The organism is Clostridium thermarum (genome assembly GCF_006351925.1).
Classification (GTDB): domain Bacteria; phylum Bacillota; class Clostridia; order Clostridiales; family Clostridiaceae; genus Clostridium_AU; species Clostridium_AU thermarum.
In genome coordinates this window covers 3,609,363-3,633,537 of sequence record NZ_CP040924.1, presented here as the reverse complement: position 1 = coordinate 3,633,537, position 24,175 = coordinate 3,609,363, and the positions used below count along the sequence as shown (strand labels likewise).

Here is a 24,175-nt window from a genome sequence, read left to right as displayed (position 1 = left end):
AAACTGCATTAAGATGCAGTTTTTTTATTTCAGTGAGTGTAAGTTTTTTGTTACTCTTATGTCTTCGCCGTAAAATTTACATAAGTTGAAATTACCCAAAAGCCTGGAGGTAATTCTTTCAGAGTAAATTGATACAAGCTCCTTTAGGGAGTAATTGGTTGATACCAGTATTTTTTTCTGTCTTAATAGGCGCTTATTTAGGATGTTGAACAGTTCTGTCTTTGAAAAGTCATTGATCTGTTCCGTGCCTAAGTCATCTATTATTAATAAGTCACAGTCTAGGAGCTGTTGCTCTAGGGTTTCGTCGTTTTCAAAACGTATTTTTCTAAGGTTTTGAATTAGCTCTTCTGCAGTTTTGTATACAACAAAATAGCCCTTATCCAAAAGCTCCTTTGCGATGCAGTGAGAAAGAAAGGTCTTACCGGTGCCGGAATTACCATAGAATAACAGGTTATCCTTCGTAGAGGAGAAGTTCTTTATAAAACTCAAAACCTTTGAAAGGATTTTTTCTATATTCTTACGGGGGCTTTCCGGTTCATCTCCTATTCTTTTGGCAGAGTAATATTCCATATTAAAGTTATCAAAGTTGTTTTCCCTCAGTATTTCGCTGAGCTCGGAGTCCTTGTAGTGTAATTTAACAAGCTTTTGTCTGTAGCAGGAACACTTGGCGGAACCGATATAACCTGTATCCTTGCACTTATTGCAGCGGTAATGCAGGGAGAGATAATCCTGGCTGTACCCATTAGAAACCAGGAGCTCAGTCTTTTTCATCCTAAGGTCAGTGATTTTTTCTTTTAACTCTTTTATATACTCTTCTCTATTTTCAATGGTTCTTAGTGCGCTCATTGAAAGTTCTACACAGAGTTTTCCGATGAGTCTTTCTAAGTCTAATACTTCTGGAAGTTTTTCTTCGATTTCAGCTCTACGCTTCTGAAGAGCTGCATTTTCTTCATCTCTAATAATTTCATACATCCGAATTATATCGGAATGGTATCCCTTTAGCATTACTTATCCCACCCTAACAGTTTCTTTTCCAAAGAGTCATAGTCATATACCCTTTGCTCAAAGTTGTTAAAGTTATCATTTTGAGACTTATGGGGTACGGCTTTCTTGAAGGTACTCTTTCGATCCTTGGTTTGAATATCTTGTATAGTCTTTAAACCGTCTTTATACCAGCTGGATAAAATTGCATCGATATATTTAAAATCTGCCCGGTTTAAACGTTCAAAACAAATATCGCAGGCCTTCTGGATTACTTCTACAGGGAAGGCATAGCTATTCACCCATTTATCTAGCATATCTTCCTGAGGCTTCATTATTTCCCCATCTTTTATGCCAAGGTAAGATAAGATCTTCTTATATTTTACCCACTTATCTTCATGTTTTTTGATGAAGGCTTGTGCCTGCTCTATAGTCTTTATATTATTATCGTGCCAGGCTAAAGCAACCTTTTCTATGTACCTGTAATCACACTTTCCTTTGGAGGCGCAGTACTCAATCAGCAGTAAGATTATCTCCGGACTAAAGGAAAGATCCCGCTGCCAGCTTATATATGTAGACATTTCCTTAGAGGCCAAGGGTCTTGATACCAGTTTCTCAATTTCATGGAGCATATCTTTTGTGGAGTTATTGGTCAGCTCCTCTAAAAGGTTAACTTCGTTACCAGTCTTTTGGGAATCCTCTGTTAAGTCTACAAATTCTATATTGAAGTTGCCCATTTTGTCGATGGGTGTAAATTTAACTACCCCTTCTTCGTTCCAGTAGTTCCAGGCATTCATGATATCAGATTCCAACAGATGAAGAGTGGAGGCCATCAACGAGGAATTAACACCTAACTCTCCATGGATACAATATTTTAATGCTAATAAATATACCTTAACAAATTCCCCTCGGGCTCTAGGCATATACTTTTCAATGAATACATTGCTGACCGGTGTATAGTCTGATGAAGACTTCTTAAACATAAAGGTACTCATACCTAACCGCCCTTTCATATTAGATTCAGACACAGTCTTTTGTGTCAATTATATTATAGCAGAGGTGATTAAGTACCTCAACCAAGAAAAATTATCATAAAAGGAATAAAAAAAATATTTGTGGGAAAATTAAGAAAGTCTACCTAATTTATTGGAAAGGATGCGTGAAGGTGAATAGTAAAAGAGGTATAAGCAAGCTGGCAAAGGTCATAGTCTGTGCCAGTGTTGTGGGAAGCATAGGATTCTACAATCTACTGGCTCCCAATGCTTATGAAGTATATGTCAACGGACGCGCAGTGGCCTGCGTAAAAGACATGAATGCTGCAGAGACAATGGTAAACAAAGTATATAGTGAATTGGTTAATAGATTTAAAGGTATAAAGATAGATAAGGATACCGTTTATTTAAGTGTTATCGCAAATACTGAGGCAATGAGCAGTGAAGAGGATATAAGAAATAACATTATAAATGCCCTGAACACAAAGGTCAAAGCTGTAGAAATGAGAGTGGACGGAAATCTTGTGGCTATATTGGCCAGCAAAGAGGAAGGGCAAAAGGTGGTGAGTTTATTAAGCACTCACTATTCCAACAAGGCTGCACAGGATAACAAAAAATTTCCCGGTATAAGCAGCAAGATAGAATATAAGGAAATAGAGGTTAATCTCAGTCAGGTAGATGTGGTTGAAGATACGGTAAAGAAATTGATAGAAAATACTGACAAAGGTACATCACCGGCGGTTAAAATAGCCTATGCAAGCAAAGATGGAAAAACTGTCAGCGCCAATAGGCAAAAGACCATATCTATGGCTGTTCCCTCCAGGGGGAGTATAAGTTCCAACTTTGGTCTTCGGTGGGGAAGAATGCATGAGGGTATAGATATAGCAGCCAACACCGGTGATCCCATTTATGCAGCTATGGATGGGAAAGTTATTTATTCAGGCTGGGCCAGCGGCTATGGAAAAATGATAAAGATACAGCATGAAGATAATATTCAAACCATATATGGTCACTGCAGCAAACTAAGGGCAGCTGTAGGGGATACTGTAAAGAAGGGCCAATTGATCGGGGACGTAGGCAGCACAGGAAACAGTACGGGCCCGCATCTTCATTTCGAAGTCATAATTAACGGAAAACCTGTAAATCCATACCCATACATATACAAAAATTAGACTTTATAAAATCAATAAAGTTGCCCTTTGAGGCAACTTTATTCTATGGCAATAATTTATGGATATCTACGATACCGGATCCCTGAAGCCAACGGGATATATTTATCATTGTAGAGGAGACTTTCAATAGGGAGCAGATATCTTTAAAGGTTAGAGATGAATTGTTTTCAAAAAGCATGGCACATATTCCGCTTATATAAGCAGCAGTGCAGGAAGTGCCGGTAAAGGTTGTATAGGCTCTTTCCAGGTTATGGGGAAAAAGTCTTACGCCGTTTCTTTCCGGAATATAGTTAACATTTGTATTTAGTGAGCATATATCCACACAGGCGGCAGCAACATTTGGCTTATCTACTTTACCTACAGGGCCGCTGGAAGAGTGGACGTAGGAAGTTATGTTTGATGATGTAGTATCCAAGCCGCCTACTGTGATACAATTGCTCAATGCAGCGATGCCGGTGATGCTTCCTTCTTCATTGCCCATGGAACCCGAAGGAACTACAGGAATAATTCCCAGAGCCAACAATTTATCAAAGGATTTAGAGAAGAGCTTTAAAACATAAGGATCATTCTCCATTATTTCAAAAGGAAGACAAGCAACCCTTATGTTATATTCTTCATAGTCCCGGGATATAATTTCAAGGGCATACAGAATATCCGATATAAGGCCTCGGCCTAGGGAATTAAAGGCTTTTATTACATATAAATTACTGTTTTCAGCCACACCTCTGTACATGCCTTTCGAAGAGTAACCGCTGCCGCAAAGCAGCCCGGCGATAAAGGTGCCGTGACCGTGATCGTCATAAGGATACTTATACTTGCCAAAGAGGTCCACAAATTTTTTAATCCTATTATTTGGTTTTTGCAAATCTTGATGGGGATAAACTCCGCTGTCAATAAGGGCTATGCCCACACCTTTTCCCGTAAGGTTATATTTTCCTTTAAGGCTTACACCATTGGCAGACAATACGCTGCTGCCGCAGAGAAAAGCGTAGCTGTCTTCTGTGATATGTTCTACCTCAGGAAGCTCTGTCAATCTTTCTATTGCCATAGGAGTTAAAGTGGCACATATAAAATTCAAACAGGGTATGGAACAATGTATATTTCCTTTTAGAGATTTGATCTTTTTCTCAGTACTTTCTGTAAGGGTCCTACAATAGACATTGACTCTATATTTTTTATAAAGTTTATTATCCAAGGAATACTTTAATCTATAATCTATCTTATTTTTAGTCAAAAACATGTATATCTCCTTCCATACGTTAAAAAGGGCTACCATTATAGTATATGAAGGAGCTGATAAATGTTATCACAGGGCTGAAGAATTTTATTTCAGCCTTTCCATTTGAAAATAATAATGCCAACCACCATTACCAAAACACCAATAATTTTGGTTGTTCCAAATTGCACTTTTGTGCTTTCGAAGAGTCCGAAAGCATCTATAATTGCAGCGGCAGTGAGCTGAGCTACCAGGATGGTTGAAATGGCGTAGGTAGGCCCGAGAAATTCTATTCCCTTCATTACGGTGAAGATAATTACAACTCCAAGTACACCACCTAAAAGATATAATTTGTTTACATCCTTAATATTCTTCAGACTACCGTCTCGTACAAAGAGTACAACTAAAAGAGTTATTAAAAAAGCGGTACCTTGGACTGTTAGGTTGGTTTGCCAGCAGCCTATCTTTGCGCCCAGTCTTGTATTAAAAACTCCCTGTAAACTCATGGCCACGCCGGCAACTATTGCAAATATCAGACCAGACATAACTTTATCACCTCAAGGTTATTTTTCTCCAAAACACAATAATAAATGCCCGCTTAGTAATAAAAATTCTGTGAATTAGAATTTATATTACTAAACGGGCTTTTAAGTGATAACTGTAAAATGGATTAATATCCGTTTTCTTGTCTTGAGTGATTTTTGTGATTTTTCTCTAAGTAAGCATTTTCTATATCGCGATCTGTAAAACCAAGAGCTATGCCTAGACTTATGAAATCATCGAATAAAGTCAAGTATTGGTCATGAGATAAGCAAATTACAAAATCATTTAGGTCTATATATAAATTAAGAAATTGTTCTGTGAGACTGGAGTTAACAGTTTTAGGTTCTAAATTTATATCCACAAAATTTTTATCTAGGCCTATAGATAATATGAAGTGAAGACAATCCACATATTCTTCTAAAATTACTTCTTATGAAGAAGGTTCTTTATCGCTCCAATATTTAAAACACCGTGTTTCGTTTGCTAATTCTCCGATTTCAACTTGAAGTGCCAGAATCTTTTTTTGTAAAAGGTTCTCTGCTTGTAGATTATGCTGAGATACTATTTTTAAATCCAATTCCTTTTGCAATGCAAAGAGTCGTTGTAAATTCATATAAAGGCTTCCTTTCCTTGAGATAGTCTAAACATGCTCTCTAGTATAGTTAGATTTGTGTCTTTATAAATTTCTCATATTTAATTTTATAATCCACCATATCTATTTTAACGAATTACTATTAAAATTTAAAGTTTCAGTAAACGGTTTCGAGAAAAAATAATTAAAAATTTTTAAAAATTGTCGAAAAAGCTACTGAAATAAAAGAAAGAATATTACAAGCAATAAAATACTTGCAATATTCTCCAAAGTTTGCATATATTAATAATCCCTGAGGTTATAAGTCCTAACAACCATTTCTTTCTTATTGTTGATTGGTTTCCAAAGTTCAATTCTATCAATTTTAGCAAGCTTATAGAAGCCTATTTTTTTAGCCCGGCTGCAGGCAGCTGCATACTCGTTCTTGCTCCATTCTCTTGTGGCGAAATTAGTATTGGCGAGAGAAATGTGCAAGTCCCAGTCCTGTATGTTTTCCCGGACATCGAAGCCGTGGAGCTTTAGGGTATCGTTGATTACCCGAGTCAAACGGCGAATATAGCCCTTATTTTCAATTTTAAGGTTTACGGACTTATACGGCTCATCAAAACAGATAACGTCGCAAACCTCCACCTTAAACTTCTTATAGGGCTTAAAAATTTTGAGAAGGATTTCATCCAGTTTATTAATATCAGGATCGCCTACTATTTCAAGAGTGATGTGCAGCATAGGTGGATTTTTATACAGTTTATACTTCTTGCCTATGCTCCTTTGTAATTCTTCAATTTCCTTGTAGGAATCGTTATCAAATAACGCCACTAAATAATATCTCATTGCTACCCCCATAGTCTAAGTAAAATTAAAATCCTTCACAATAATTATATCATACTTTATATTTTATATGTTTTCAATAAATACTGCCGATATTGTAAAAAAAATCTGCTTAACTTTATATTAACTTATGCTATAATATAACTTATGATAGTGTAATTATGATAAAATGAGTGTTTTATGCTTGAAAATAGATTTAATATGTGGATTTTTTGAGTAAGGATGGTTAAAATAATGGAAAAATTAGTTGTACATGGCGGTAATCCATTAAATGGAACAATAGAAGTAAGCGGTGCAAAAAATGCAGCGGTAGCTATAATTCCTGCGGCTATAATGGCCAGCAGCGGAGTAAGTAACATAGATAATATACCTGACATAGAGGATGTTCGTTGCCTAGAGAGAATATTGGAATCTTTAGGCTGCAAAATAAAGAGATGGAACAATTCTGCAGTTATAGACAGTACTTGTATGACCAGTGTGGATGCTTGCACAGATGATGTAAGAAAGATGAGGGCTTCTTATTATCTTATCGGAGCAATGTTAGGACGATTTAAAGAAGCAAAGGTTGAGCTCCCTGGGGGATGTTCTATTGGAGTTAGGCCCATAGATCAGCATATTAAAGGCTTTGAAGCACTGGGAGCTGAAGTGAAAATTGAGCATGGAGCTGTTTGTGTAAAAGCTGAGAAGCTCGTTGGAGCCAATATATTTTTTGACGTAGTAAGTGTAGGGGCTACCATCAACGTTATGCTGGCTGCTGCTTTAGCAGAAGGTACAACTATTCTTGAAAATGTAGCCAGGGAACCTCACGTAGTAGACGTTGCAAACTTCCTGAACACTATGGGAGCAAATATAAAGGGCGCGGGTACCGATGTTATAAGAATTACCGGTGTAAAAGAACTTCATGGCTGTGATTACAGTGTAATTCCTGATCAAATTGAAGCGGGAACTTTCATGATTGCAGCAGCTGCTTGTGGAGGAAGAGTCAAAATAGACAATATTATTCCAAAGCATCTTGAATCCATTACTGCAAAGCTTATTGAAATGGGAGCAGAAGTAATAGAGGATGAGGATAGTATTACTGTAGTGTCAAAGGGACGTTTAAAGGCTGTAAATTTAAAGACATTGCCATATCCCGGCTTCCCTACAGATGTTCAGCAGCCAATGAGCGCACTTTTGTGTATTGCAGAGGGACGCAGCATAATAAATGAAAGCATATGGGAATGTAGATATAAGCATGTAGATGAGCTGAAAAAGATGGGTGCAGATATAAAGGTTGAAGGAAGAGCCGCCATTATAGATGGAGTCAGCAAATTGACCGGAGCAGTGGTAAAAGCCACAGATTTGAGGGCTGGAGCTGCCATGGTAATAGCCGGACTGATTGCTGAGGGGGTAAGTGAAATACATAACCTTGATCATATTGATAGAGGATATCCAAAAATTGAGGAAAAATTCAGAGCCCTTGGTGCTCATATAGATAGAGTAGAAGAATAGTCAAATAAACCAATGGAAGTAAGGGAGGAGAATTGATGGTATTTAGTTCTTTGTACAGCGGCAGCAGCGGTAATTCTATATTCATATCCTCCGATAATGCAAAAGTATTGATAGATGCAGGAATGCCTGGAAAAAGTATAGAAGGTGCACTAAGGGAAATTGGTGAAAGACCGGAAGAAATTGATGCTATTTTTGTCACCCATGAACATAGTGACCATATAAAAGGGGTTGGTATTTTATCGAGAAAGTATAATATACCTATATATACAAATGAACTAACATGGAAGGGTATGGCTAAGGCTATAGGAAATATAAAGGAACATAATATTAAGATTATGGATACAGCGGTATCAATTAAGGATATAGATGTTGAAAGATTTGATATACCACATGATGCCGCTGGTCCATCTGGATACTCTCTCTTATCTGGAGGTAAGAAAGTATGTATAGCAACGGACTTAGGGTATTTCTCTGAGGATGTGAAAAGAAATATTATGGATGCAGATATATTGTTGCTTGAGAGTAATCACGATGTTGAAATGCTTAAATTTGGACCTTATCCTTATGAGTTAAAGAGAAGGATACTAAGCGACATAGGTCATTTGTCTAATGAGGCCTGTGGTTATGCAATAACAGAGATTGTCACTGACAAGCAAAAGAGAATAGTGCTGGGACATTTAAGTAATACTAACAACTATCCTGAGCTGGCTTATGCGACAGTTACCAATATCTTAAACGATAACAAGATAAATGTTGGTAAAGATATTATACTTACTATGGCAGACAGAAGTAAGCCAAGCAGTTATATTAAAATATAGGCTAGGCCATATGAAAAGAGGGAAGCTATGAAAAAGTTATTAGTTTTTATAACAACCATTTCTATTATGTCTTCCGCTGCTATAACTATAGGCTGTGAGAAGCAGGAAAAAGTTAGCAAGGGTAATAAGGAAAAGTTAGAAAATGTGCAATTGCAAAATGAGAAGGATAATTATATAGACCTTGATGTCTATTTTGATGCGTCTAAGGACGAAAACACAATAGACATTGCAAAGGAAGAATTGCTTATAAACAAAGAGGAGCTTATGGGTGAACTCGTAATAAATCAGCTTATAAAGGGTCCTTCCATAGAAAGCAAGCTAAAACCCATACTTCCGAAAGATACAAGGCTTATAAGTTTTTCTATAAAGGATGGTATTGCAATTATTAACTTTAGTAAAGAGGCTATGGTTGCTATGTCCCCGGGCAAGGAAGAGGCTTGTCTAAAAAGTATAGCTAAATCTATAACTCAGCTGGATTCCATTGAAAAAATTAGAATTCTGGTAGAAAACCAAAACGTAGATAGTCTAGGTGGGAACTTTAATATATCAAAGACTTTCTCACCAGAAGATATAGCCAGCTTAAGAATTACCAAGGAAGAGAACTAACTTGTTGAAAAGCTTTTAAAACTTTATTATAATTATTTTAATGACTACATATATAATGCAAAGGAGAATAAAATTATGAGCCTTTATAAAGATTGGACCGATATGGTTGTTGATTATGTAAAACAAAGAGGAGAAGATGCTTTCTGGAAAGAGTATGGCGACATGGAAACACGAGTGTACACAGAAGTTCTTGCTAACCATAAGGAACCATTAAAGGGAAGCATTAGACAATTAGCTGAAAGATTCAAGACAACACCGGAATTTTTTATGGGGTTTGTAGATGGGATAAATGACAGCCTTGTGGAAGGCTTTGATCTAGAAAATTTGGACATTGATCAAGAACTTACTTTTAATATAGATTTTGAAAAGTTATATTTTAATATGTTAGACGCAAAGGCAGATTACTTATATACTTTACCTCAGTGGGATGGAATCTTCTCTCCCGAAAAGAGAAAAGAAATCCAGAGAAAATGGAAGGATTCCAAGACAGTAGTGAAGGAAGTTAAAATAGGAAGAAATGATCCGTGTCCATGTGGAAGCGGAAAGAAATACAAGAAGTGCTGTGCTAACAAGGTTGAATCCGAAGTGGCAGCGGAGTAGCTATTAATAATTAAGAAAGCCATTCAGCTCTATGCTGAATGGCTATAATTTTAAATTAAAAGGGGCTGTTGTATATTTGAAATAAATTGCGTTGTGACGCAATTTTCTATAGAATCTCTAGTCATTAATAGCTACTTTAGTACGTATACCTTGACGTACTTCACTGCCCAACGTTTAGCTTCTGCAAGAGTATCAAAATACACATCGATTTTTTCTCCCTTTATGCCGGTGCCGGTGTCTGCTGCGATGGCAAAGCCGTAACCTTCTACAAAGAGCTTTGTGCCATAGGGAATTAGATCAGGGTCCACAGCTATGGTGCTGTAGCCTTGGGGATCTCTAACTGCCAAACGGCCTGATGCCGTATAGGTCTTGCCAACACCTCTTACTGCCCAGTAGGCAGTAGCCCTGGCGGTAAATACCTTTGAATATGGAAGAACTTCTCCCCCTCTTGATACAGGCATTGAGGGGTAAGTGCCCTCTACAACAATCTTGTCTACAGGAGCTTGGGCTATTGTTTCGCTTATCTGGGTCCTTGAGACCTCAACGCCGTTTTCATAGACTACGTCGAAAGTAGTCTGCTTTTCACCCACTTTTCCCTCTTGGACTACCTTCTTTTTAGTATTGGCCATTGAGCTATCCTTTTTTACTACAGTCTTGAACTCAATGGGAGTTGATACTGTAACGTTTTTATTCTCAACTCTGATAACGCTGACTGCTAAGCCTTCCCACAACTTTGTATCCAAAGCCGGAGTTACCTTGTCTTTTTCCTTTAAGCTTATTCCTTCAACTGAAAATACTGCCTTAATATCCTCTTCAGCGGAAAGAATGTCCAATGTTTTTCCATCAACTTCAACTTTTATATTCACTGCACGCTTTATTGCTATAGTGTCTTCGTCCTTAATTTCTGTAGTTAGGTCAGGAGAAATTTTATCTTTAGGTCCCAAGGTTATTTCCTTATCGGCTAATGCTTCACTGACAGTAGCCTTATATGTAACGTAGTTTGTGGGCACTCCGTCTATAAGTACTGTTATATTTTTTCTTTTAGTCAGTATCACAGTAGTTAGAACACCTATAAGAAGAAGAAATACAACAGGGGCTACTAACTTTTTCGATAGTTTCACCTTCTTAAATTGCAACTTTGTATTTATGATGAAAACCTCCCTTATCACAAACCTATCAAAATGATAACGTTATTTTAAGGTTTTGTCAAACTTAGGCAAGAATACAATATAATAAACTCCCTATTGGAAGGATATGTCCGATAGGGAGTTTTATGTTTAACCATGCTGCTATAGACTGTAAGATATGACTTTAATTTGATATTATACTCTGTATATTGACATAGACACTGAGTAGAAACATAATAGAGTAATAAAAGAATGTAAAGTAAGGGAGTTGCTGTATTTGAATATATCATTGATTACTGTAGGAAAAGTTAAAGAAAGGTACCTGAGAGATGCCATAGAGGAGTATGCAAAACGCCTATCAAGGTATTGCAGGCTTGAGATAATAGAAGTTCCTGATGAGAAGATTCCGGAAAATGCTTCGGAGAAGGAGGAACAGATCATTAAGGAAAAGGAAGGAGACTTAATATTAAAGTATATAAAGGATAATATGTTCGTTATTACCATGGAAATACAGGGGAAGCAGCCTTCCTCAGAGGAACTGGCCGCACAAATAAAGGACTTGGGAGTACGGGGAGAAAGCAACTTAGCCTTTGTCATCGGTGGTTCATTAGGGTTGGCTAAGTCAGTTCAGCAACGATCTGATTATAAGATGTCTTTTTCCAGAATGACTTTTCCTCATCAGTTGTTTAGAGTAATGTTATTGGAACAGATCTATCGGGCTTTCAGGATAATTAACGGTGAGCCGTACCATAAGTGACGTAGACTTTTTAGTAAAATTAATAATTAACTTCAATTCAAAAGTAAGAGTTTAAATAGATAAAGGTAAGTGTATCATATAGGAAGTGTAGGTGAATTTTTATCGTTTTTTTGCAAAGGTAAATTCCACTCATTGGAAAAGTTTTAACTTAAGCGCCAACAGTAATCCCTGCTTGAGTAGGTTAATATTTTAATAAACTCGCATTCACATAATCTCATTTGGTTTGATGAGTTCTGAATCCAACTTTGCGAGCGTTTTAGCGCCGTAAAGGAAGCTGAATACCGAGTATTGAGACTGGTTATTCAGCTTTTTTCTTGAATAAGAATTAATGTGACTCATCATCAATGAGATATCCTTCTGTTGAAATAAGTTGAAGCTCTGGCCTTTAGGAACAATTCTGCGAATCAATTCATGGTTGTTTTACGCAGCACCTTTCTGGTATGGCGCTGAAGGGTCGCAGTAGAAGATGCGTGTTATGCGGTTTCTCACATAGATATGTATTGCTGCAAGTTAAACGATGAATACAGTTGTTAAAAGGTCTACCGTAAGAACCTGTTCGCTTGAACATGATATGATTTTTAACCTCTTTGGAAATGGTTGTACAATCTCGATCAAGCTCTCTGGCTATTGCTTTGAAAGAAAGGGAGGCTTTAAGCATTATTTCAATAGAGACTCTTTCCTCTAATGTAAAATGTTTAAATTTAGCCATTATGTCAGCCAGGACATATTAAGGGTGCTCTTACTTTTTTATCCTACACTATTTCCAGTTCCGGCGGAAGGGCTTTGTGAGAAAAAAATAGTACCTTTCGGTACTTTATCATTGCTAAAAACATTACTACCATGATAAGTGTAAAATACTTACTGTAGTAGATTTTTGTTTTGTAGAATAATATATAAATTTGATGAACTGAATTAATGTTAAAATAATGTAAAAAGGTGTACAATTAAATTGTAGAATTATGTTTGTTTATGGTGGTGAAAAATATAATGAAAATAATTTTGAGTAGAAAAGGCTTTGATTCTGAGGCAGGAGGATATCCAAGCCCTTTGTTTATAGATGAAAAATATCATGTATCGTTACCTATACCAGAAGACATAGATGGAAACTCTATTGATACAGGGATAACTTACAGTGATATTTATTTGAAAGAAGGAAATACGTATGCAGATGTCATGGATTCATTAGGCATTAAAGGTTTTGAAAAGAGATATGTGCATTTAGATCCAGATGTAAATGCTAGTACTAAGAAAAATCGTGATGCTGACTGGAGAGGAATATTTGGGCAATGTAGTACATCACAATCGCATTTAGCAAATCAAAAGGTTGAAGAAGGAGATTTGTTTTTATTTTTTGGATGGTTCAAAGATGTAAAGAAAATAAATGGCAAATATACATTTGTAAATAAAACAGATAAACAAGTTATATGGGGATACCTTCAAGTAGGTAAAATTGAGAGTATTTCAAAACAAGAAAACTATGAGGAATGGAAACTTAGTCATCCTCATTATTATGATAGGAATAGGACAAAAAATACGGCATATATTGCTAGTGAAAAATTAAGTTTTAACAGTACATTGCCAGGCTATGGTTGGCTTAATTACGATGAATCATTAGTGTTAACTTGTGGTGGGCAGAGTAATAGATCACTATGGAAGCTACCACGTTTTTTTCATCCGCAGTTTAATACAAAAATGACATTTCACAAAAAACTAATTAGTCCCAAAGGGAATCCAATTTGGCAATTAAAAGATGATTATTGTCTATTGCAGACTGTTGGAAGAGGACAAGAGTTTGTGATAAGTGGCAATTCAGAGGTAGAAGAATGGGCTAAAAATTTAATAACTAGCAATTTCATTATATAGTATTAGAATTATAAATTTTAGAGGAGAGAATCTTATGCCTTGCTCAGATAAGATTCCTGAAAATATGAAAATTAAAGATAGGAAATAAGTTAATCCCAGTAAAGTTTAGTAAATTGCCTTACTGGGATATTTTAATGCTATTTTTCAAGTTATTAAAGGTACTAAAACTTTGACGCTTACTTTTCATTAATAATGACATCTTATTAAAACTTTATTATTGTAAAAATCTATGCAAAATAAAAAATCTCGCATAGATAAAGCTCCTGCGAGTTGTGACGGTACAGGAATTATTCCCTCCGTCAAAGTTAAATATCAAAATACTTTATACTTGTCAATACAATTTTATTTGTGCATTCGAGAATAAAGTTGTTAAATATTGACAATATTGTAAATAAAGAATTATAATTTACTTATAAGATGGATATATTTGTATAGGTTTGTATTGTATAAAGGTGATTGTTATGTCTTAACAAAGTAATGTAGTCAAATATAATAGCAGGATGAGTACATAGAATGAATGTTTATTTGATTTTAAAATAAATACCGGATATGATTTTGTGTAATACTACGAGATAAGCAAGAGTTTAAATCGTTTACAAAAGAAGATAATAAAAAGGATTTACGGGAATATAAAGATAAATGTTACAATATTTTAGACAGTGTTGAGAAAATATATACGAATTTAGCAAATAGATAACCAAGTCGAATAATGACTTGGTTTCTTGTTTACTGTTATAATATTTAGTAATAATATAATAAAATAAACTATTCCATTCCAAGAGAGGTTAAAAGTATGGATATAAAAGAAGTAATATCAAAAGGTGAAAAAATAGATGTTGAGTTCAAAAGCTGGAAAAAGATAAAAGACAAAAAGGAACTTATGAAAATTATTACAAAAGAAGCGGTAGCATTGGCAAATACTAAAGGTGGAATGATTTTAATTGGCGTAGAAGATAATGGGGAAATTACAGGATGTGACAATTATGATATACAAAATATTATGGAAAGTATTTATGATAGAACTATACCAAAATTATTTGCTGACATTGAAGAAGTCTTTGTAGAAAACAATACAATATTAATAATATATGTATCTAAAGGGAGTACATTATATGCTACTTCTGCCGGAGAAGTGTATAAAAGGTTGGGTAAAAATACAAAACCAATGTTTCCAGAAGAATTTCCTATAATGCAATCGGGGAAAGTAAACAATGATTTTTCAAATGTTATTATAGAAGATTCCAGCGAGGAAGATATTGATAATTTAGAAGTTTATAAAATAAAAGAAAAACTAAAAATAAGAGATCCAGAGTCTACTTTACCATTAATGGATGATAAATCTTTTTTAAAAGATTTGCATCTCATTAAGGAGAAGGATAATAAGATAAAATTAACTGTTGCAGGTATGCTTTTCGTTGGAAAAGAAAGTTCTATAAACAGAACTATACCTCAAGCTGAAATAATATATCTGCATTATAGTGATATTAATAAGACAGAATACGATAAGAGAATAGATTTGAAAGTACCTATTATATCGGCATTGGATAGATTAACAGAAATAATAGAGAGTAGTAATTATATAACAAATATACAAATAGGTTTATTTAGACTTGAAGTTAAAGATTTTCCTAAAAATGTATTCCAAGAAGCCATTTTAAATGCGATTTGCCATAGAGATTATTAAAGCAATGGAGCTATTTATGTAAAACACTATTCTAATAAAATTGTAATTGAAAATCCTGGAGGATTTCCTGAAGGTATAAATGAAAATAACATAATAACACATCCATCTATTCCAAGAAATAAACTCATCGCAGAAACATTGCAGAAGTTAAAATATGTTCAAAGATCAGGACAAGGTGTAGATATAATATTTAGAGACATGATTTTTTTTGGAAAACCATTACCTACATATAGTACGTATAGTGAAGCAGTTACATTAACATTAAAAAGTAATCTTGAAGACAAAAATTTTACTAAATTCTTAATCGAAGAACAAGATAAAAATCAAATAATATTTAGTACAAGTCAAATAATGATATTAAAATATTTAAAAGATAATGGAACTATAACTTTAAAAGATGCATCTAAACATGCTCAATTATCTTTAGAAGATACTCAAGGAGTTTTGAATGAACTTATAAATTATGGATATGTAGAAAGAAATGGATTTAAAAAATATATTCTTACAGAAAAAGTGTATTACAGTTTAGGCGATGATGTTGGATATATAAAAGATAAGGAAATAGAATATATTAGAGCTAAAGATATGATAATTCAATATCTCAAAAAAAATAATTCTATCAACAATACTAAAGTTAGAGAATTATGCGGATGCAGTGAAAGATAAGCAAAATATTATTTAGATAAAATGATGGAAGAAGCGTTGTTAGAACCTAAAGGTGAGAAGAGATACAGGGTATATTTACTGAAAAAATAAAATAAATCTATCAACATTCTATCAACAATTTTTTATTTTTGTTGATAGAGTGTTGATAGAAAATTAACCTGATACTTACCATATGCAAAAAATATGAAATGAATTTTTAGTGGGGATTTGTATATTAACTGTTTTTAGCAATGATGAAGTACCGAAAGGTACTGTTTTTTCTCACAATGCCCTTCCGCCGGAACTGGAAATAGTGTAGGATAAAAAAGTAAGAGCACCCTCAATATGTCCTGGCTGACATAAATATGAATGAGAGAGTTCCACCTAAGCAAGATGATAATATTATATTTATTCAAGGATGTCAACATCTATTCTGACTTGATGGACTAGATAGGCCTGGTACAGAGGACTACATACTAACTCATCTTAAAGTTGCAGGTTCAGGAACACCATTGTTTACTGATGAAGCTATCAATGAGATATTTCAGTATACTGCAGGGATACCTAGAAAAATAAACAATCTTTGTGAGAAATGCTTGTTGGAAGGATATATTCATGAGAAAAAACTTATTGATGATATTTTAGTAAAGAGAGTTATAAAGAATGAGTTTGAATAATATCTACGCTGCCATTTAGGCAGCATTTTTTTAAATAAAATTCCGCTAGGAGCATCCATAGATTTGTGTAAATCAAATCTATGGATGGTACCAAGCGTATCTTGTCTAATTTACAAATAAAGTAATTAAATATTTTCTATTGATTTCCTAACAAAAAAATGTATAATTATATATTGTGAGTTTAGTAAATCTAAACTTTAAATTTATTATAATGTGGATTAGTATTTATAAACTTATGGCTTAATATAATTTTAAGAGGTGGAGTATGCAAATTGGAGAGAAGATTAAAAGGTTAAGGATTGAAAAGCAGCTTACCCAAGAAGAATTAGCAAATAGATGTGAACTGTCAAAAGGATTTATATCCCAATTAGAAAGAGACTTAACTTCGCCTTCTATAGCAACTTTAAAGGATATATTAGATGCCCTGGGAACAAATTTAAACGAGTTCTTCAGAGAGGAACGGGAAGAAAAAGTAGTTTTTGGGAAGGATGACATGTTTGAGAAATCCGATGAGAAACTAAGATATAATTTGACTTGGCTAGTATCAAATGCACAGAAAAACTCTATGGAGCCAATTCTCATTACCCTTGAACCTGGCGGTCGATATATTGAAGAGGAACCCCATGAAGGTGAGGAATTCGGCTATGTGCTGGCAGGCTCAATAATTCTTCACTTAGGAAGTAAAAAATATAAGGTTAAGAAGGGAGAAAGCTTCTGCTACAAGCCTAATATTAACCACTATATATCCAATATTGGAAATAGTACAGCAAAGGTTATCTGGGTGAGTACGCCCCCGTCCTTTTAAAGTTCATGAAAGAGGTGTTAAATTTGCAGGATTCTAATAAGGATATAATTATTGATCTTAAAAATATAACAAAAAAGTATGGTAACAATACCGTACTAGAAAATTTGAATTTGTATATAAGAAGAAATGAATTTATAACATTACTGGGTCCCAGTGGCTGCGGAAAGACTACAACCTTAAACATAATTGCTGGTTTTGAAGAGCCAAATGAAGGAGACTTGGTATTCGAGGGTAAAGTTATTAATGAACTCCCACCTCATAAAAGACAAATAAATACCGTGTTTCAAAGATATGCACTCTTTACCCATATGAATGTATATGAAAATGTAGCTTTCGGGCTTAGAATAAAAAAGCTATCTGAGAAAGAAATAAAGGAAAAGGTAAAGAATATGCTTAAGCTAGTTGATCTTGAAGGCTATGAAAAAAGGTCAACGGATTCCCTAAGTGGTGGTCAACAGCAAAGAGTAGCCATAGCCAGGGCTTTAGTAAATGAGCCCAAAGTTCTGCTTCTGGATGAGCCGCTGGCAGCCCTGGATTTGAAGCTTAGAAAGGAAATGCAGCTTGAACTTAAAAGAATACAAAAAAGCCTGGGTATAACCTTTATTTTTGTTACTCATGACCAAGAGGAAGCTCTGACCATGTCAGATACTATTGTTGTTATGAATAAAGGAAAGATACAGCAAATAGGTACACCGCAAGATATTTATAATGAACCTAAAAATAAGTTTGTAGCAAGGTTCATCGGAGAAAGTAATATTGTTGACGGCATAATGCATGAAGACTATAGAGTTTCTTTTGAAGGAAGAGAATTTGGGTGTGTAGATAAGGGCTTTGACAAGGACGAAAATGTAGATGTTGTAATAAGACCTGAGGATATCAAGCTTGCAGAATTTGGTCAAGGTATGCTTAACGGTGTAGTTACTTCTGTTATTTTTAAAGGGGTTCATTATGAAATCGAGGTACAAGCAAACAATAAAAAATGGCTCATACACAATACTAAGCATGTTATGGTTGATGAAAAAATTGGCATGAACATATATCCGGAGGATATCCATATCATGAGAAAGGCTAGGGGCATGGGATGAAAAAAAGTAAGTCAATAGCTCAGTATCCGTATATTGTATGGAGTATAATTTTTATTGTTGTTCCTCTGTTTCTTGTACTTTACTTTAGCCTTACCAACAGCAATGGTGATTTTACCCTGGGAAATTATAAGAAGCTCTTTGATTCCAATTATATGAGTGTATTTTTGAATTCAATTAAGCTGGCAAGTATATCTACTATATTATGCCTTATTTTAGGATATCCAGTGGCATATATTCTCTCAAAAGTGGACCAAAAATACAGAACTTTACTCATGTTGCTTTTAGTTATTCCCATGTGGATGAACTTTCTTTTAAGAACCTATGCATGGATGTCCATTATAGGAAAGAATGGAATAATAAATAGTATTCTTAAGGCTATAGGCCTTCCAACTATGAATATTTTATATACCGATGCCGCTGTTATTCTTGGTATGATATATAATTTTTTACCCTTTATGATCATACCTATATATACAGTGCTTATAAAGATGGATGAAAATGTTATAAAGGCTGCTGCTGATTTGGGAGCTAACAAGTCTGTAATTTTTAGAAGGATAATTTTTCCCTTAAGTATACCAGGAGTTATGTCCGGCATAACAATGGTTTTTATGCCTGCAGTTTCAACCTTCGTAATATCAAAGCTCCTTGGAGGGGGACAGTACATGCTTATAGGTAACCTGATTGAGCTTCAGTTTACCACTGTTGGAGACAGGTATTTTGGATCTGCCATATCGATTTTGATGATGATAATTATACTTATATCAATGGCTATACTTTCAAGATACGAAGATAAGGAAGAGAAGGAAGGCGGTGGAATACTATGGTAGGGAAATGGACTAAAAGAATTTATCTATCATTGGCATATATTTTCCTATATGCTCCCATAATATTTCTGATAGTTTTTTCCTTCAACTCCGGGAAAAATTCATCAAGCTGGGATGGTTTTTCTCTAAAATGGTATAGCTCTCTTTTTCATAACGGCAGAATTTTAAGGGCCCTGTACTATACTGTACTTGTAGCGGTTGTTTCATCCCTAATTTCAACAGTACTGGGAACCATAAGCGCTATAGGTATAGACAAAATGACTGGCTGGAAGAAAAAAGCCATACTCAATATTAATTATCTGCCGGTATTGAATCCGGATATAGTTACTGCAATCTCCTTAATGACTTTATTTATATTTTTTAGATTAACCTTTGGATTTAAAACACTTATAATAGCCCATGTGGTTTTTTCCACTCCCTATGTTATAGTGTCTGTACTTCCAAAGCTTAAGCAAATGCCCGACGACTTGGTTAAGGCAGCCCAGGATCTAGGGGCAACACCTTTCTATACATTAAGGAGGGTTATATTACCGCAAATAATGCCCGGTATTTTTGCCGGTTTTCTGATTTCCTTTACAATGTCCATAGATGACTTTGTAATAAGCTTTTTTAATACAGGTTCTGGAATTACAAACCTATCCATTGAAATTTATTCAATGGCCAGAAGAGGCGTAAGTCCTGAGATAAACGCCCTATCCACTTTGATGTTTGTATCCATTTTTATACTTTTATTTATTGCAAATGGGAAAGATCTCATTAAAAATGAAAGAAAGAGAGGTAGTGTAAATGACTAGGCTAAAAAAATTTGTATCCTTAGCAATGGCTGCTATGATATCAACAGCAATATTTGCTGGCTGTAGTAGTGACAAAAACCAGGTTACCATCAATGTGTTTAACTGGGGAGAGTATATTGATGAAGATATCCTAGAGGATTTTACAAAGGAAACAGGTATAAAGGTTAACTATGAAACTTTTGCTACCAATGAAGAAATGTATGAGAAGGTAAAGGCAGGCACAACAACCTACGACCTTATTGTACCATCTGACTATATGCTTGAGAGAATGATTAAGGAAGATCTTGTTCAGGACATTAACTTTAGTAATTTACCTAATTTCAAAAATATAGATGAAAAGTATAAAAACCAGGCTCATGACCCTGAAAATAAATATTCAGTACCTTATATGTGGGGAACCATAGGTATCATATACGATAAAACTAAGATAACCGACAATATAGACAGCTGGAATGCTCTCTGGGACAGCAAATATAAGAATGATATCTTTATGTCCGACGACATGAGAAACTCAATTGGAATATCCCTAAAGAGACTTGGTTATTCCTTAAACTCCACAAATGAAGATGAACTTAATAAGGCTACAGAAGAGTTGATAAAGCAGCGTAATGATTTAAATGCTGTATATATTGGAGACCAGGTTAAAGATGCATTAAGAAGCGGTGAAAAGAATATAGCTGTTATATATTCCGGTGATGCATTCGTACTAAAAGAGGAAGAACCAGATAGATTTGAGTATGTAATACCTAAAGAAGGTACAAACCTATGGTTTGACGTTTGGGCTATTCCTAAAACTGCAAAGCATAAGGAAGAAGCAGAAAAGTTCTTAAACTATCTTCTTGACGCCGAGGTAAATAAGAAGAATGTTGATTATATTGGCTATGCTACACCAAACAAGGCAACTTTTGAGATGCTTGATGAGGAAGTAAAGAACGATAAGGCTGCTTATCCGGATGAAGAGATACTTCAAAAATCAGAGGTTTATATAGACCTTGGAGATTTTAGAAAATTATATAATGATGCTTGGCTTAAGATTACTTCAAGATAATACTTCTTTTTATATATTACCTTATGCGGTGCGGTGCAGGCTATGAACTTTGGAACTTCCATATTTAAAGGAATATTGCAGAAAAAATGAATTAATATCACATTAGATAAATAAGTTCAAGAAAAATGAAATCTTGACCAAAACCTATTGAAGTTTCAGGTTTTGGTCAAGATTTTTTATATTTAAAATCATAACTTGCAATATACCTGTATATTTTTGACGAAGAACTTTCTCCCCCAAAATAAAAAAACATTTCATATTAATGGCTGACTAACTGTATAAATGTATTAATGCAAAACTATACATTTATAAGAATCTAAGGGGGAACACGTAAAATGAGAATATTAGTAACAGGGGGAGCAGGTTTTATAGGTTCACATATAGCGGACGAGCTTATAAATCGTGGACATGAAGTAGGAATTATAGATAATATGAGCCACGGTAGAGAGGAAAATATTAATAAGGAAGCTAGATTTTATAAGATTGACATAAGGGATAGAAATATTCCAGAGGTTTTTCAGGAGTTTAAGCCGGAGGTGCTGTGCCATCAGGCTGCTCAAATAAAGGTTCCGGTTTCCGTGAAAGATCCCTTGCTGGATGCAGATATAAATATTATGGGGACTATAAATCTTCTGGAGGCATGCAGGAGCTGTGGGGTAAAGAAAGTCATATATCCGGCCTCCGCAGCAATCTTCGGTAACCCTCAATACTTACCCATAGATGAGGACCATCCACTAAATATGATAAGTGGATATGGTATATCCAAGCATACTGTGGAGCACTACCTAAAGGTCTATGAAAGCTTGTATGGCATCAAATATACGGTGTTAAGATATTCAAATGTATATGGACCAAGGCAGGATTCTACCGGAGAGGGCGGCGTGGTTGCAATCTTTTCTGAAAAATTCTGTGAGGGACAAGATGTAGAAATCTTTGGCGATGGAGAGCAGACCAGAGACTTTGTATATGTGGCGGATGTAGCGGCAGCAAATGTTATGGCCCTTTGGGGACTAGATAATGAAATTTACAACGTATGCACCGGTACAAAAATATCGGTAAATGATCTATTCAGATTATTTAAGGAACTGACCGGTAAAGGTGTACAAGCTAAATATCTGTCACCAAGAGCAGGAGAAATAATACACAGCTATATGACCTATGAAAAGATAAAAAAACACATTGGCTGGACTCCAAAGGTGGACATAAAAGAAGGTCTAAGGCGAACATTAGAGTACTACCAGCAGTGATAATACTGTAAGAACAGGAGGATGATAATGGATGGTAAAAACTAAATATCTTACAAAGGTTATCATGGATAATGGGAAAGTCTATGGTTTTAATGAATCTCTAGATATTTTTTTAAAACGAATTTATGACAATAGAACCTCAAGGATTATTCCTACCTTATTAAAGGGAAAAGACTTTTACTTAAATACAGAGCATATAGCTTCTATAGAAGAGATACAAGAACTGGTAGAAGATGAGAAATTGCCAAGCTGGGAGATAGAAAAAATGTCCTTTGAGTTAAGGAAACTGCTGGAAGAAGATTGTGAGTAGGAGGTAAAAGGGTTGAAAAACAGTAATACACCGGAAATAGAATTAATAGAGATAATAAAAATAATAAAGAAGAGATTTTACGTATTTATCATTATTCTTATTCCGATAATGCTATTGGTTAATTATTATTATGACAGTAGAATAACTCCTTCCTATATTACAAGGATAGGCTTGATTATTGGAAATCCTATTGGAGAAGATTATGAATATGATATCTATGCCGTCAGATCTTATGAAAACTTGATGGATACCTATAGTGCATTGGCGAAGACCAGCATTGTAGCTGAAAATGCAGCAAAGAGGCTGAATAATGCTATTCACCCAAATGTTATACAAGCCAGTATTGTGGCTCAGCCCCAAAAGGGAACACAATTTATGTACATAAATCTTACCTGGGACAATCCTCAGCAGATTAAGGGAATATTAACAGCGATCAGTGATGCCTTTATAGAAGAAGCTAAAAAAATCTATCCTACTGTTAACATCAACATTATAGAAAATATAAAGGATCCTTATATGATAATGCCGGAAAGAAAGAAGTATATCATGATGGGACTGGCAGGAGGCTTTGTACTTTCCATTCTTATAATATTTGGCATAGATTTTTTTGATAACACCATAAAAACAGAGGAAGATGTAGAGGAGTTTTTAGAAACAACTGTATATACCCAGATACCTAATGACAAAAAGAATCTAGGCATAATTACAGAGAAGTATTTGAAAAATTTAAATTACGGTGTTGTGGAAGCCTATAGAAGTCTCAGAACCAATATAGAGTTTGCTTCAGCCAGTGGTATTGTGCGGAGCCTGGTAATTACCAGTTCAAGGCCTGGGGAAGGCAAAAGTACTACCGCAGCTATGCTGGCAGCCGTAATGGCTAAGGCCGGGAAGAAGACCATTCTCATAGATTGCGATCTTAGAAAGCCCATGGTACATAAAATTTTTAATATATCCAACTCACTGGGACTATCTAATTTTCTTGCAGTAGGATCAAAGCTTAAGGACATAATTCATAAAAGTGAAATAGAGAATTTATACATATTAACCTCCGGAGTTATACCCTCAAACCCGCCGGAATTACTGACTTCTGTAAAAATGAAGGGTTTTGTAGAGGTGTTAAAAAGCTATTTTGATGTAATTATATTTGATACTCCACCGGTAGGGCTCGTTTCCGATGCTCAAATAATAGCTCAATATGCAGATGGTACTATCTTTGTAGTGGCAGCGGGAGAGACCCCAAAAGAAGAGGCCGCAAAATCTAAGAAACTTATAGATAGTGTAAATGGCAGAATACTCGGTGTGGCACTTAATAAAGTAAAGAATATCACTGTGTATAGCAGATACAACTATTATTACGGAACAGTTAAACAAAAGGGCTTAAAAACATTCTTTAGACCATCACGGCATAATACAGAAACATCAAAAATATAATTTATAGGAAATCAATAAAGTATAAATAATACGTGTCTA

At 35.0% G+C, this 24,175-nt stretch carries 26 protein-coding genes and 1 pseudogene; 18 read left to right on the top strand and 9 right to left on the bottom strand.

All coding sequences use genetic code 11. The features are described 5' to 3' along the window. Positions 1–24 precede the first annotated feature (24 nt). Positions 25–1,005, bottom strand: a complete 981-nt coding sequence (locus FHY60_RS16730; RefSeq protein WP_139906093.1) for an ATP-binding protein — start codon at positions 1,003–1,005, stop codon at positions 25–27. Continuing rightward, positions 1,005–1,976, bottom strand: a complete 972-nt coding sequence (locus tag FHY60_RS16725; protein WP_139906092.1) for a DnaD domain protein — start codon at positions 1,974–1,976, stop codon at positions 1,005–1,007. Before FHY60_RS16725 ends, FHY60_RS16730 begins: the two co-directional genes overlap by 1 nt. A gap of 170 nt (positions 1,977–2,146) precedes the next feature. Between FHY60_RS16725 and FHY60_RS16720 the strand changes: the two genes are divergently transcribed. Next, a complete protein-coding gene (locus tag FHY60_RS16720; RefSeq protein WP_139906091.1) occupies positions 2,147–3,145 on the top strand; it encodes a M23 family metallopeptidase in 999 nt (332 codons plus the stop codon). Positions 3,146–3,188: 43 nt separating this feature from the next. Here FHY60_RS16720 and FHY60_RS16715 read toward each other — a convergent pair whose 3' ends face one another. From FHY60_RS16715 to FHY60_RS16700, 4 genes and pseudogenes are all read right to left on the bottom strand, one after another. Further along, entirely contained in the window at positions 3,189–4,385 is a 1,197-nt protein-coding gene (locus tag FHY60_RS16715) for a S8 family serine peptidase (RefSeq protein WP_139906090.1), read from the bottom strand. Positions 4,386–4,474: 89 nt separating this feature from the next. Further along, positions 4,475–4,906: a DMT family transporter gene (locus FHY60_RS16710; protein ID WP_139906089.1), complete on the bottom strand. Its 432-nt coding sequence runs from the start codon at positions 4,904–4,906 to the stop codon at positions 4,475–4,477. Between the two features lie 125 nt (positions 4,907–5,031). Further along, a pseudogene (locus FHY60_RS16705) lies at positions 5,032–5,517 on the bottom strand (dUTP diphosphatase). A 261-nt stretch (positions 5,518–5,778) separates the two neighbouring features. Then, a complete protein-coding gene (locus tag FHY60_RS16700; RefSeq protein WP_139906088.1) occupies positions 5,779–6,327 on the bottom strand; it encodes a 2'-5' RNA ligase family protein in 549 nt (182 codons plus the stop codon). 231 nt (positions 6,328–6,558) lie between these two features. On the opposite strand from FHY60_RS16700, the gene FHY60_RS16695 reads away from it, so the two are divergent. The 4 genes from FHY60_RS16695 to FHY60_RS16680 all read left to right on the top strand — a co-directional run bounded on the left by FHY60_RS16695 (position 6,559) and on the right by FHY60_RS16680 (position 9,839). Next, positions 6,559–7,815, top strand: a complete 1,257-nt coding sequence (locus FHY60_RS16695; protein ID WP_139906087.1) for a UDP-N-acetylglucosamine 1-carboxyvinyltransferase — start codon at positions 6,559–6,561, stop codon at positions 7,813–7,815. A 35-nt stretch (positions 7,816–7,850) separates the two neighbouring features. Next, positions 7,851–8,633 (top strand): MBL fold metallo-hydrolase, encoded by a 783-nt coding sequence (locus FHY60_RS16690; protein ID WP_139906086.1) that lies wholly within the window; start codon positions 7,851–7,853, stop codon positions 8,631–8,633. 27 nt (positions 8,634–8,660) lie between these two features. Next, positions 8,661–9,239 (top strand): GerMN domain-containing protein, encoded by a 579-nt coding sequence (locus FHY60_RS16685; RefSeq protein ID WP_139906085.1) that lies wholly within the window; start codon positions 8,661–8,663, stop codon positions 9,237–9,239. A 75-nt stretch (positions 9,240–9,314) separates the two neighbouring features. Further along, the gene (locus FHY60_RS16680; protein ID WP_139906084.1) at positions 9,315–9,839 is read left to right on the top strand and encodes an SEC-C metal-binding domain-containing protein; all 525 of its coding nucleotides are present in this window, start codon (positions 9,315–9,317) and stop codon (positions 9,837–9,839) included. A gap of 131 nt (positions 9,840–9,970) precedes the next feature. On the opposite strand, the gene FHY60_RS16675 is transcribed toward FHY60_RS16680, so the two are convergent. Beyond that, positions 9,971–10,975 (bottom strand): G5 domain-containing protein, encoded by a 1,005-nt coding sequence (locus FHY60_RS16675; RefSeq protein WP_180375433.1) that lies wholly within the window; start codon positions 10,973–10,975, stop codon positions 9,971–9,973. Positions 10,976–11,243: 268 nt separating this feature from the next. Between FHY60_RS16675 and rlmH the strand changes: the two genes are divergently transcribed. Further along, complete coding sequence (rlmH, locus tag FHY60_RS16670) at positions 11,244–11,723, top strand: 23S rRNA (pseudouridine(1915)-N(3))-methyltransferase RlmH (protein WP_139906082.1); 480 nt, start codon at positions 11,244–11,246, stop codon at positions 11,721–11,723. A gap of 204 nt (positions 11,724–11,927) precedes the next feature. On the opposite strand, the gene FHY60_RS16665 is transcribed toward rlmH, so the two are convergent. Both FHY60_RS16665 and FHY60_RS18630 read right to left on the bottom strand, forming a co-directional pair. Next, complete coding sequence (locus FHY60_RS16665; protein ID WP_180375432.1) at positions 11,928–12,131, bottom strand: hypothetical protein; 204 nt, start codon at positions 12,129–12,131, stop codon at positions 11,928–11,930. Position 12,132: 1 nt separating this feature from the next. Beyond that, positions 12,133–12,432, bottom strand: coding sequence for a helix-turn-helix domain-containing protein (locus tag FHY60_RS18630; protein WP_163193843.1), 300 nt, complete (start codon positions 12,430–12,432; stop codon positions 12,133–12,135). Between the two features lie 260 nt (positions 12,433–12,692). Here FHY60_RS18630 and FHY60_RS16655 point away from each other — a divergent pair, with 260 nt between their 5' ends. The 12 genes from FHY60_RS16655 (at position 12,693) to FHY60_RS18355 (ending at position 24,136) form a co-directional block, all read left to right on the top strand. Beyond that, complete coding sequence (locus FHY60_RS16655) at positions 12,693–13,586, top strand: Nmad3 family putative nucleotide modification protein (RefSeq protein WP_180375431.1); 894 nt, start codon at positions 12,693–12,695, stop codon at positions 13,584–13,586. Positions 13,587–14,379: 793 nt separating this feature from the next. Beyond that, positions 14,380–15,270 carry an AlbA family DNA-binding domain-containing protein gene (locus FHY60_RS16650; RefSeq protein ID WP_139906080.1) on the top strand — a complete coding sequence of 297 codons (891 nt, stop codon included), beginning with the start codon at positions 14,380–14,382 and terminating at the stop codon, positions 15,268–15,270. Between the two features lie 12 nt (positions 15,271–15,282). Then, positions 15,283–15,936, top strand: a complete 654-nt coding sequence (locus tag FHY60_RS16645; RefSeq protein ID WP_139906079.1) for an ATP-binding protein — start codon at positions 15,283–15,285, stop codon at positions 15,934–15,936. A gap of 491 nt (positions 15,937–16,427) precedes the next feature. Continuing rightward, positions 16,428–16,592, top strand: a complete 165-nt coding sequence (locus FHY60_RS18080; RefSeq protein WP_163193845.1) for a hypothetical protein — start codon at positions 16,428–16,430, stop codon at positions 16,590–16,592. Positions 16,593–16,857: 265 nt separating this feature from the next. Then, positions 16,858–17,397 (top strand): helix-turn-helix domain-containing protein, encoded by a 540-nt coding sequence (locus FHY60_RS16640; RefSeq protein WP_139906078.1) that lies wholly within the window; start codon positions 16,858–16,860, stop codon positions 17,395–17,397. A gap of 23 nt (positions 17,398–17,420) precedes the next feature. Continuing rightward, positions 17,421–18,482, top strand: a complete 1,062-nt coding sequence (gene potA / locus FHY60_RS16635) for a spermidine/putrescine ABC transporter ATP-binding protein (RefSeq protein WP_243122170.1) — start codon at positions 17,421–17,423, stop codon at positions 18,480–18,482. Further along, a complete protein-coding gene (locus FHY60_RS16630) occupies positions 18,479–19,309 on the top strand; it encodes an ABC transporter permease (RefSeq protein WP_139906076.1) in 831 nt (276 codons plus the stop codon). The genes potA and FHY60_RS16630 overlap by 4 nt, the downstream gene beginning before the upstream one ends. Beyond that, complete coding sequence (locus FHY60_RS16625; RefSeq protein ID WP_139906075.1) at positions 19,303–20,100, top strand: ABC transporter permease; 798 nt, start codon at positions 19,303–19,305, stop codon at positions 20,098–20,100. The genes FHY60_RS16630 and FHY60_RS16625 overlap by 7 nt, the downstream gene beginning before the upstream one ends. Beyond that, a complete protein-coding gene (locus FHY60_RS16620) occupies positions 20,093–21,148 on the top strand; it encodes an ABC transporter substrate-binding protein (protein WP_139906074.1) in 1,056 nt (351 codons plus the stop codon). The genes FHY60_RS16625 and FHY60_RS16620 overlap by 8 nt, the downstream gene beginning before the upstream one ends. Before the next feature lie 335 nt (positions 21,149–21,483). After that, on the top strand, positions 21,484–22,395 hold the full coding sequence (locus FHY60_RS16615; protein WP_139906073.1) for an SDR family oxidoreductase: 912 nt from the start codon (positions 21,484–21,486) through the stop codon (positions 22,393–22,395). A gap of 31 nt (positions 22,396–22,426) precedes the next feature. Beyond that, positions 22,427–22,705 (top strand): hypothetical protein, encoded by a 279-nt coding sequence (locus tag FHY60_RS16610; protein WP_139906072.1) that lies wholly within the window; start codon positions 22,427–22,429, stop codon positions 22,703–22,705. Positions 22,706–22,717: 12 nt separating this feature from the next. After that, complete coding sequence (locus tag FHY60_RS18355; RefSeq protein ID WP_139906071.1) at positions 22,718–24,136, top strand: tyrosine-protein kinase domain-containing protein; 1,419 nt, start codon at positions 22,718–22,720, stop codon at positions 24,134–24,136. Positions 24,137–24,175: the final 39 nt, after the last annotated feature.

Excerpts from the sequence above, each read along its gene's own strand:
- FHY60_RS16685 (WP_139906085.1), top strand. The coding sequence starts at position 8,661 with ATGAAAAAGTTATTAGTTTTTATAACAACCATTTCTATTATGTCTTCC.
- FHY60_RS16630 (WP_139906076.1), top strand. The coding sequence starts at position 18,479 with ATGAAAAAAAGTAAGTCAATAGCTCAGTATCCGTATATTGTATGGAGT.
- FHY60_RS16620 (WP_139906074.1), top strand. The coding sequence starts at position 20,093 with ATGACTAGGCTAAAAAAATTTGTATCCTTAGCAATGGCTGCTATGATA.
- FHY60_RS16710 (WP_139906089.1), bottom strand. The coding sequence starts at position 4,906 with ATGTCTGGTCTGATATTTGCAATAGTTGCCGGCGTGGCCATGAGTTTA.
- FHY60_RS16690 (WP_139906086.1), top strand. The coding sequence starts at position 7,851 with ATGGTATTTAGTTCTTTGTACAGCGGCAGCAGCGGTAATTCTATATTC.
- FHY60_RS18630 (WP_163193843.1), bottom strand. The coding sequence starts at position 12,432 with ATGGCTAAATTTAAACATTTTACATTAGAGGAAAGAGTCTCTATTGAA.
- FHY60_RS16695 (WP_139906087.1), top strand. The coding sequence starts at position 6,559 with ATGGAAAAATTAGTTGTACATGGCGGTAATCCATTAAATGGAACAATA.
- FHY60_RS16625 (WP_139906075.1), top strand. The coding sequence starts at position 19,303 with ATGGTAGGGAAATGGACTAAAAGAATTTATCTATCATTGGCATATATT.
- FHY60_RS16715 (WP_139906090.1), bottom strand. The coding sequence starts at position 4,385 with ATGTTTTTGACTAAAAATAAGATAGATTATAGATTAAAGTATTCCTTG.
- FHY60_RS16730 (WP_139906093.1), bottom strand. The coding sequence starts at position 1,005 with ATGCTAAAGGGATACCATTCCGATATAATTCGGATGTATGAAATTATT.
- FHY60_RS16615 (WP_139906073.1), top strand. The coding sequence starts at position 21,484 with ATGAGAATATTAGTAACAGGGGGAGCAGGTTTTATAGGTTCACATATA.
- FHY60_RS16640 (WP_139906078.1), top strand. The coding sequence starts at position 16,858 with ATGCAAATTGGAGAGAAGATTAAAAGGTTAAGGATTGAAAAGCAGCTT.
- FHY60_RS16680 (WP_139906084.1), top strand. The coding sequence starts at position 9,315 with ATGAGCCTTTATAAAGATTGGACCGATATGGTTGTTGATTATGTAAAA.
- FHY60_RS16725 (WP_139906092.1), bottom strand. The coding sequence starts at position 1,976 with ATGAGTACCTTTATGTTTAAGAAGTCTTCATCAGACTATACACCGGTC.
- FHY60_RS16610 (WP_139906072.1), top strand. The coding sequence starts at position 22,427 with ATGGTAAAAACTAAATATCTTACAAAGGTTATCATGGATAATGGGAAA.
- FHY60_RS16650 (WP_139906080.1), top strand. The coding sequence starts at position 14,380 with ATGGATATAAAAGAAGTAATATCAAAAGGTGAAAAAATAGATGTTGAG.
- FHY60_RS16700 (WP_139906088.1), bottom strand. The coding sequence starts at position 6,327 with ATGAGATATTATTTAGTGGCGTTATTTGATAACGATTCCTACAAGGAA.
- FHY60_RS16655 (WP_180375431.1), top strand. The coding sequence starts at position 12,693 with ATGGTGGTGAAAAATATAATGAAAATAATTTTGAGTAGAAAAGGCTTT.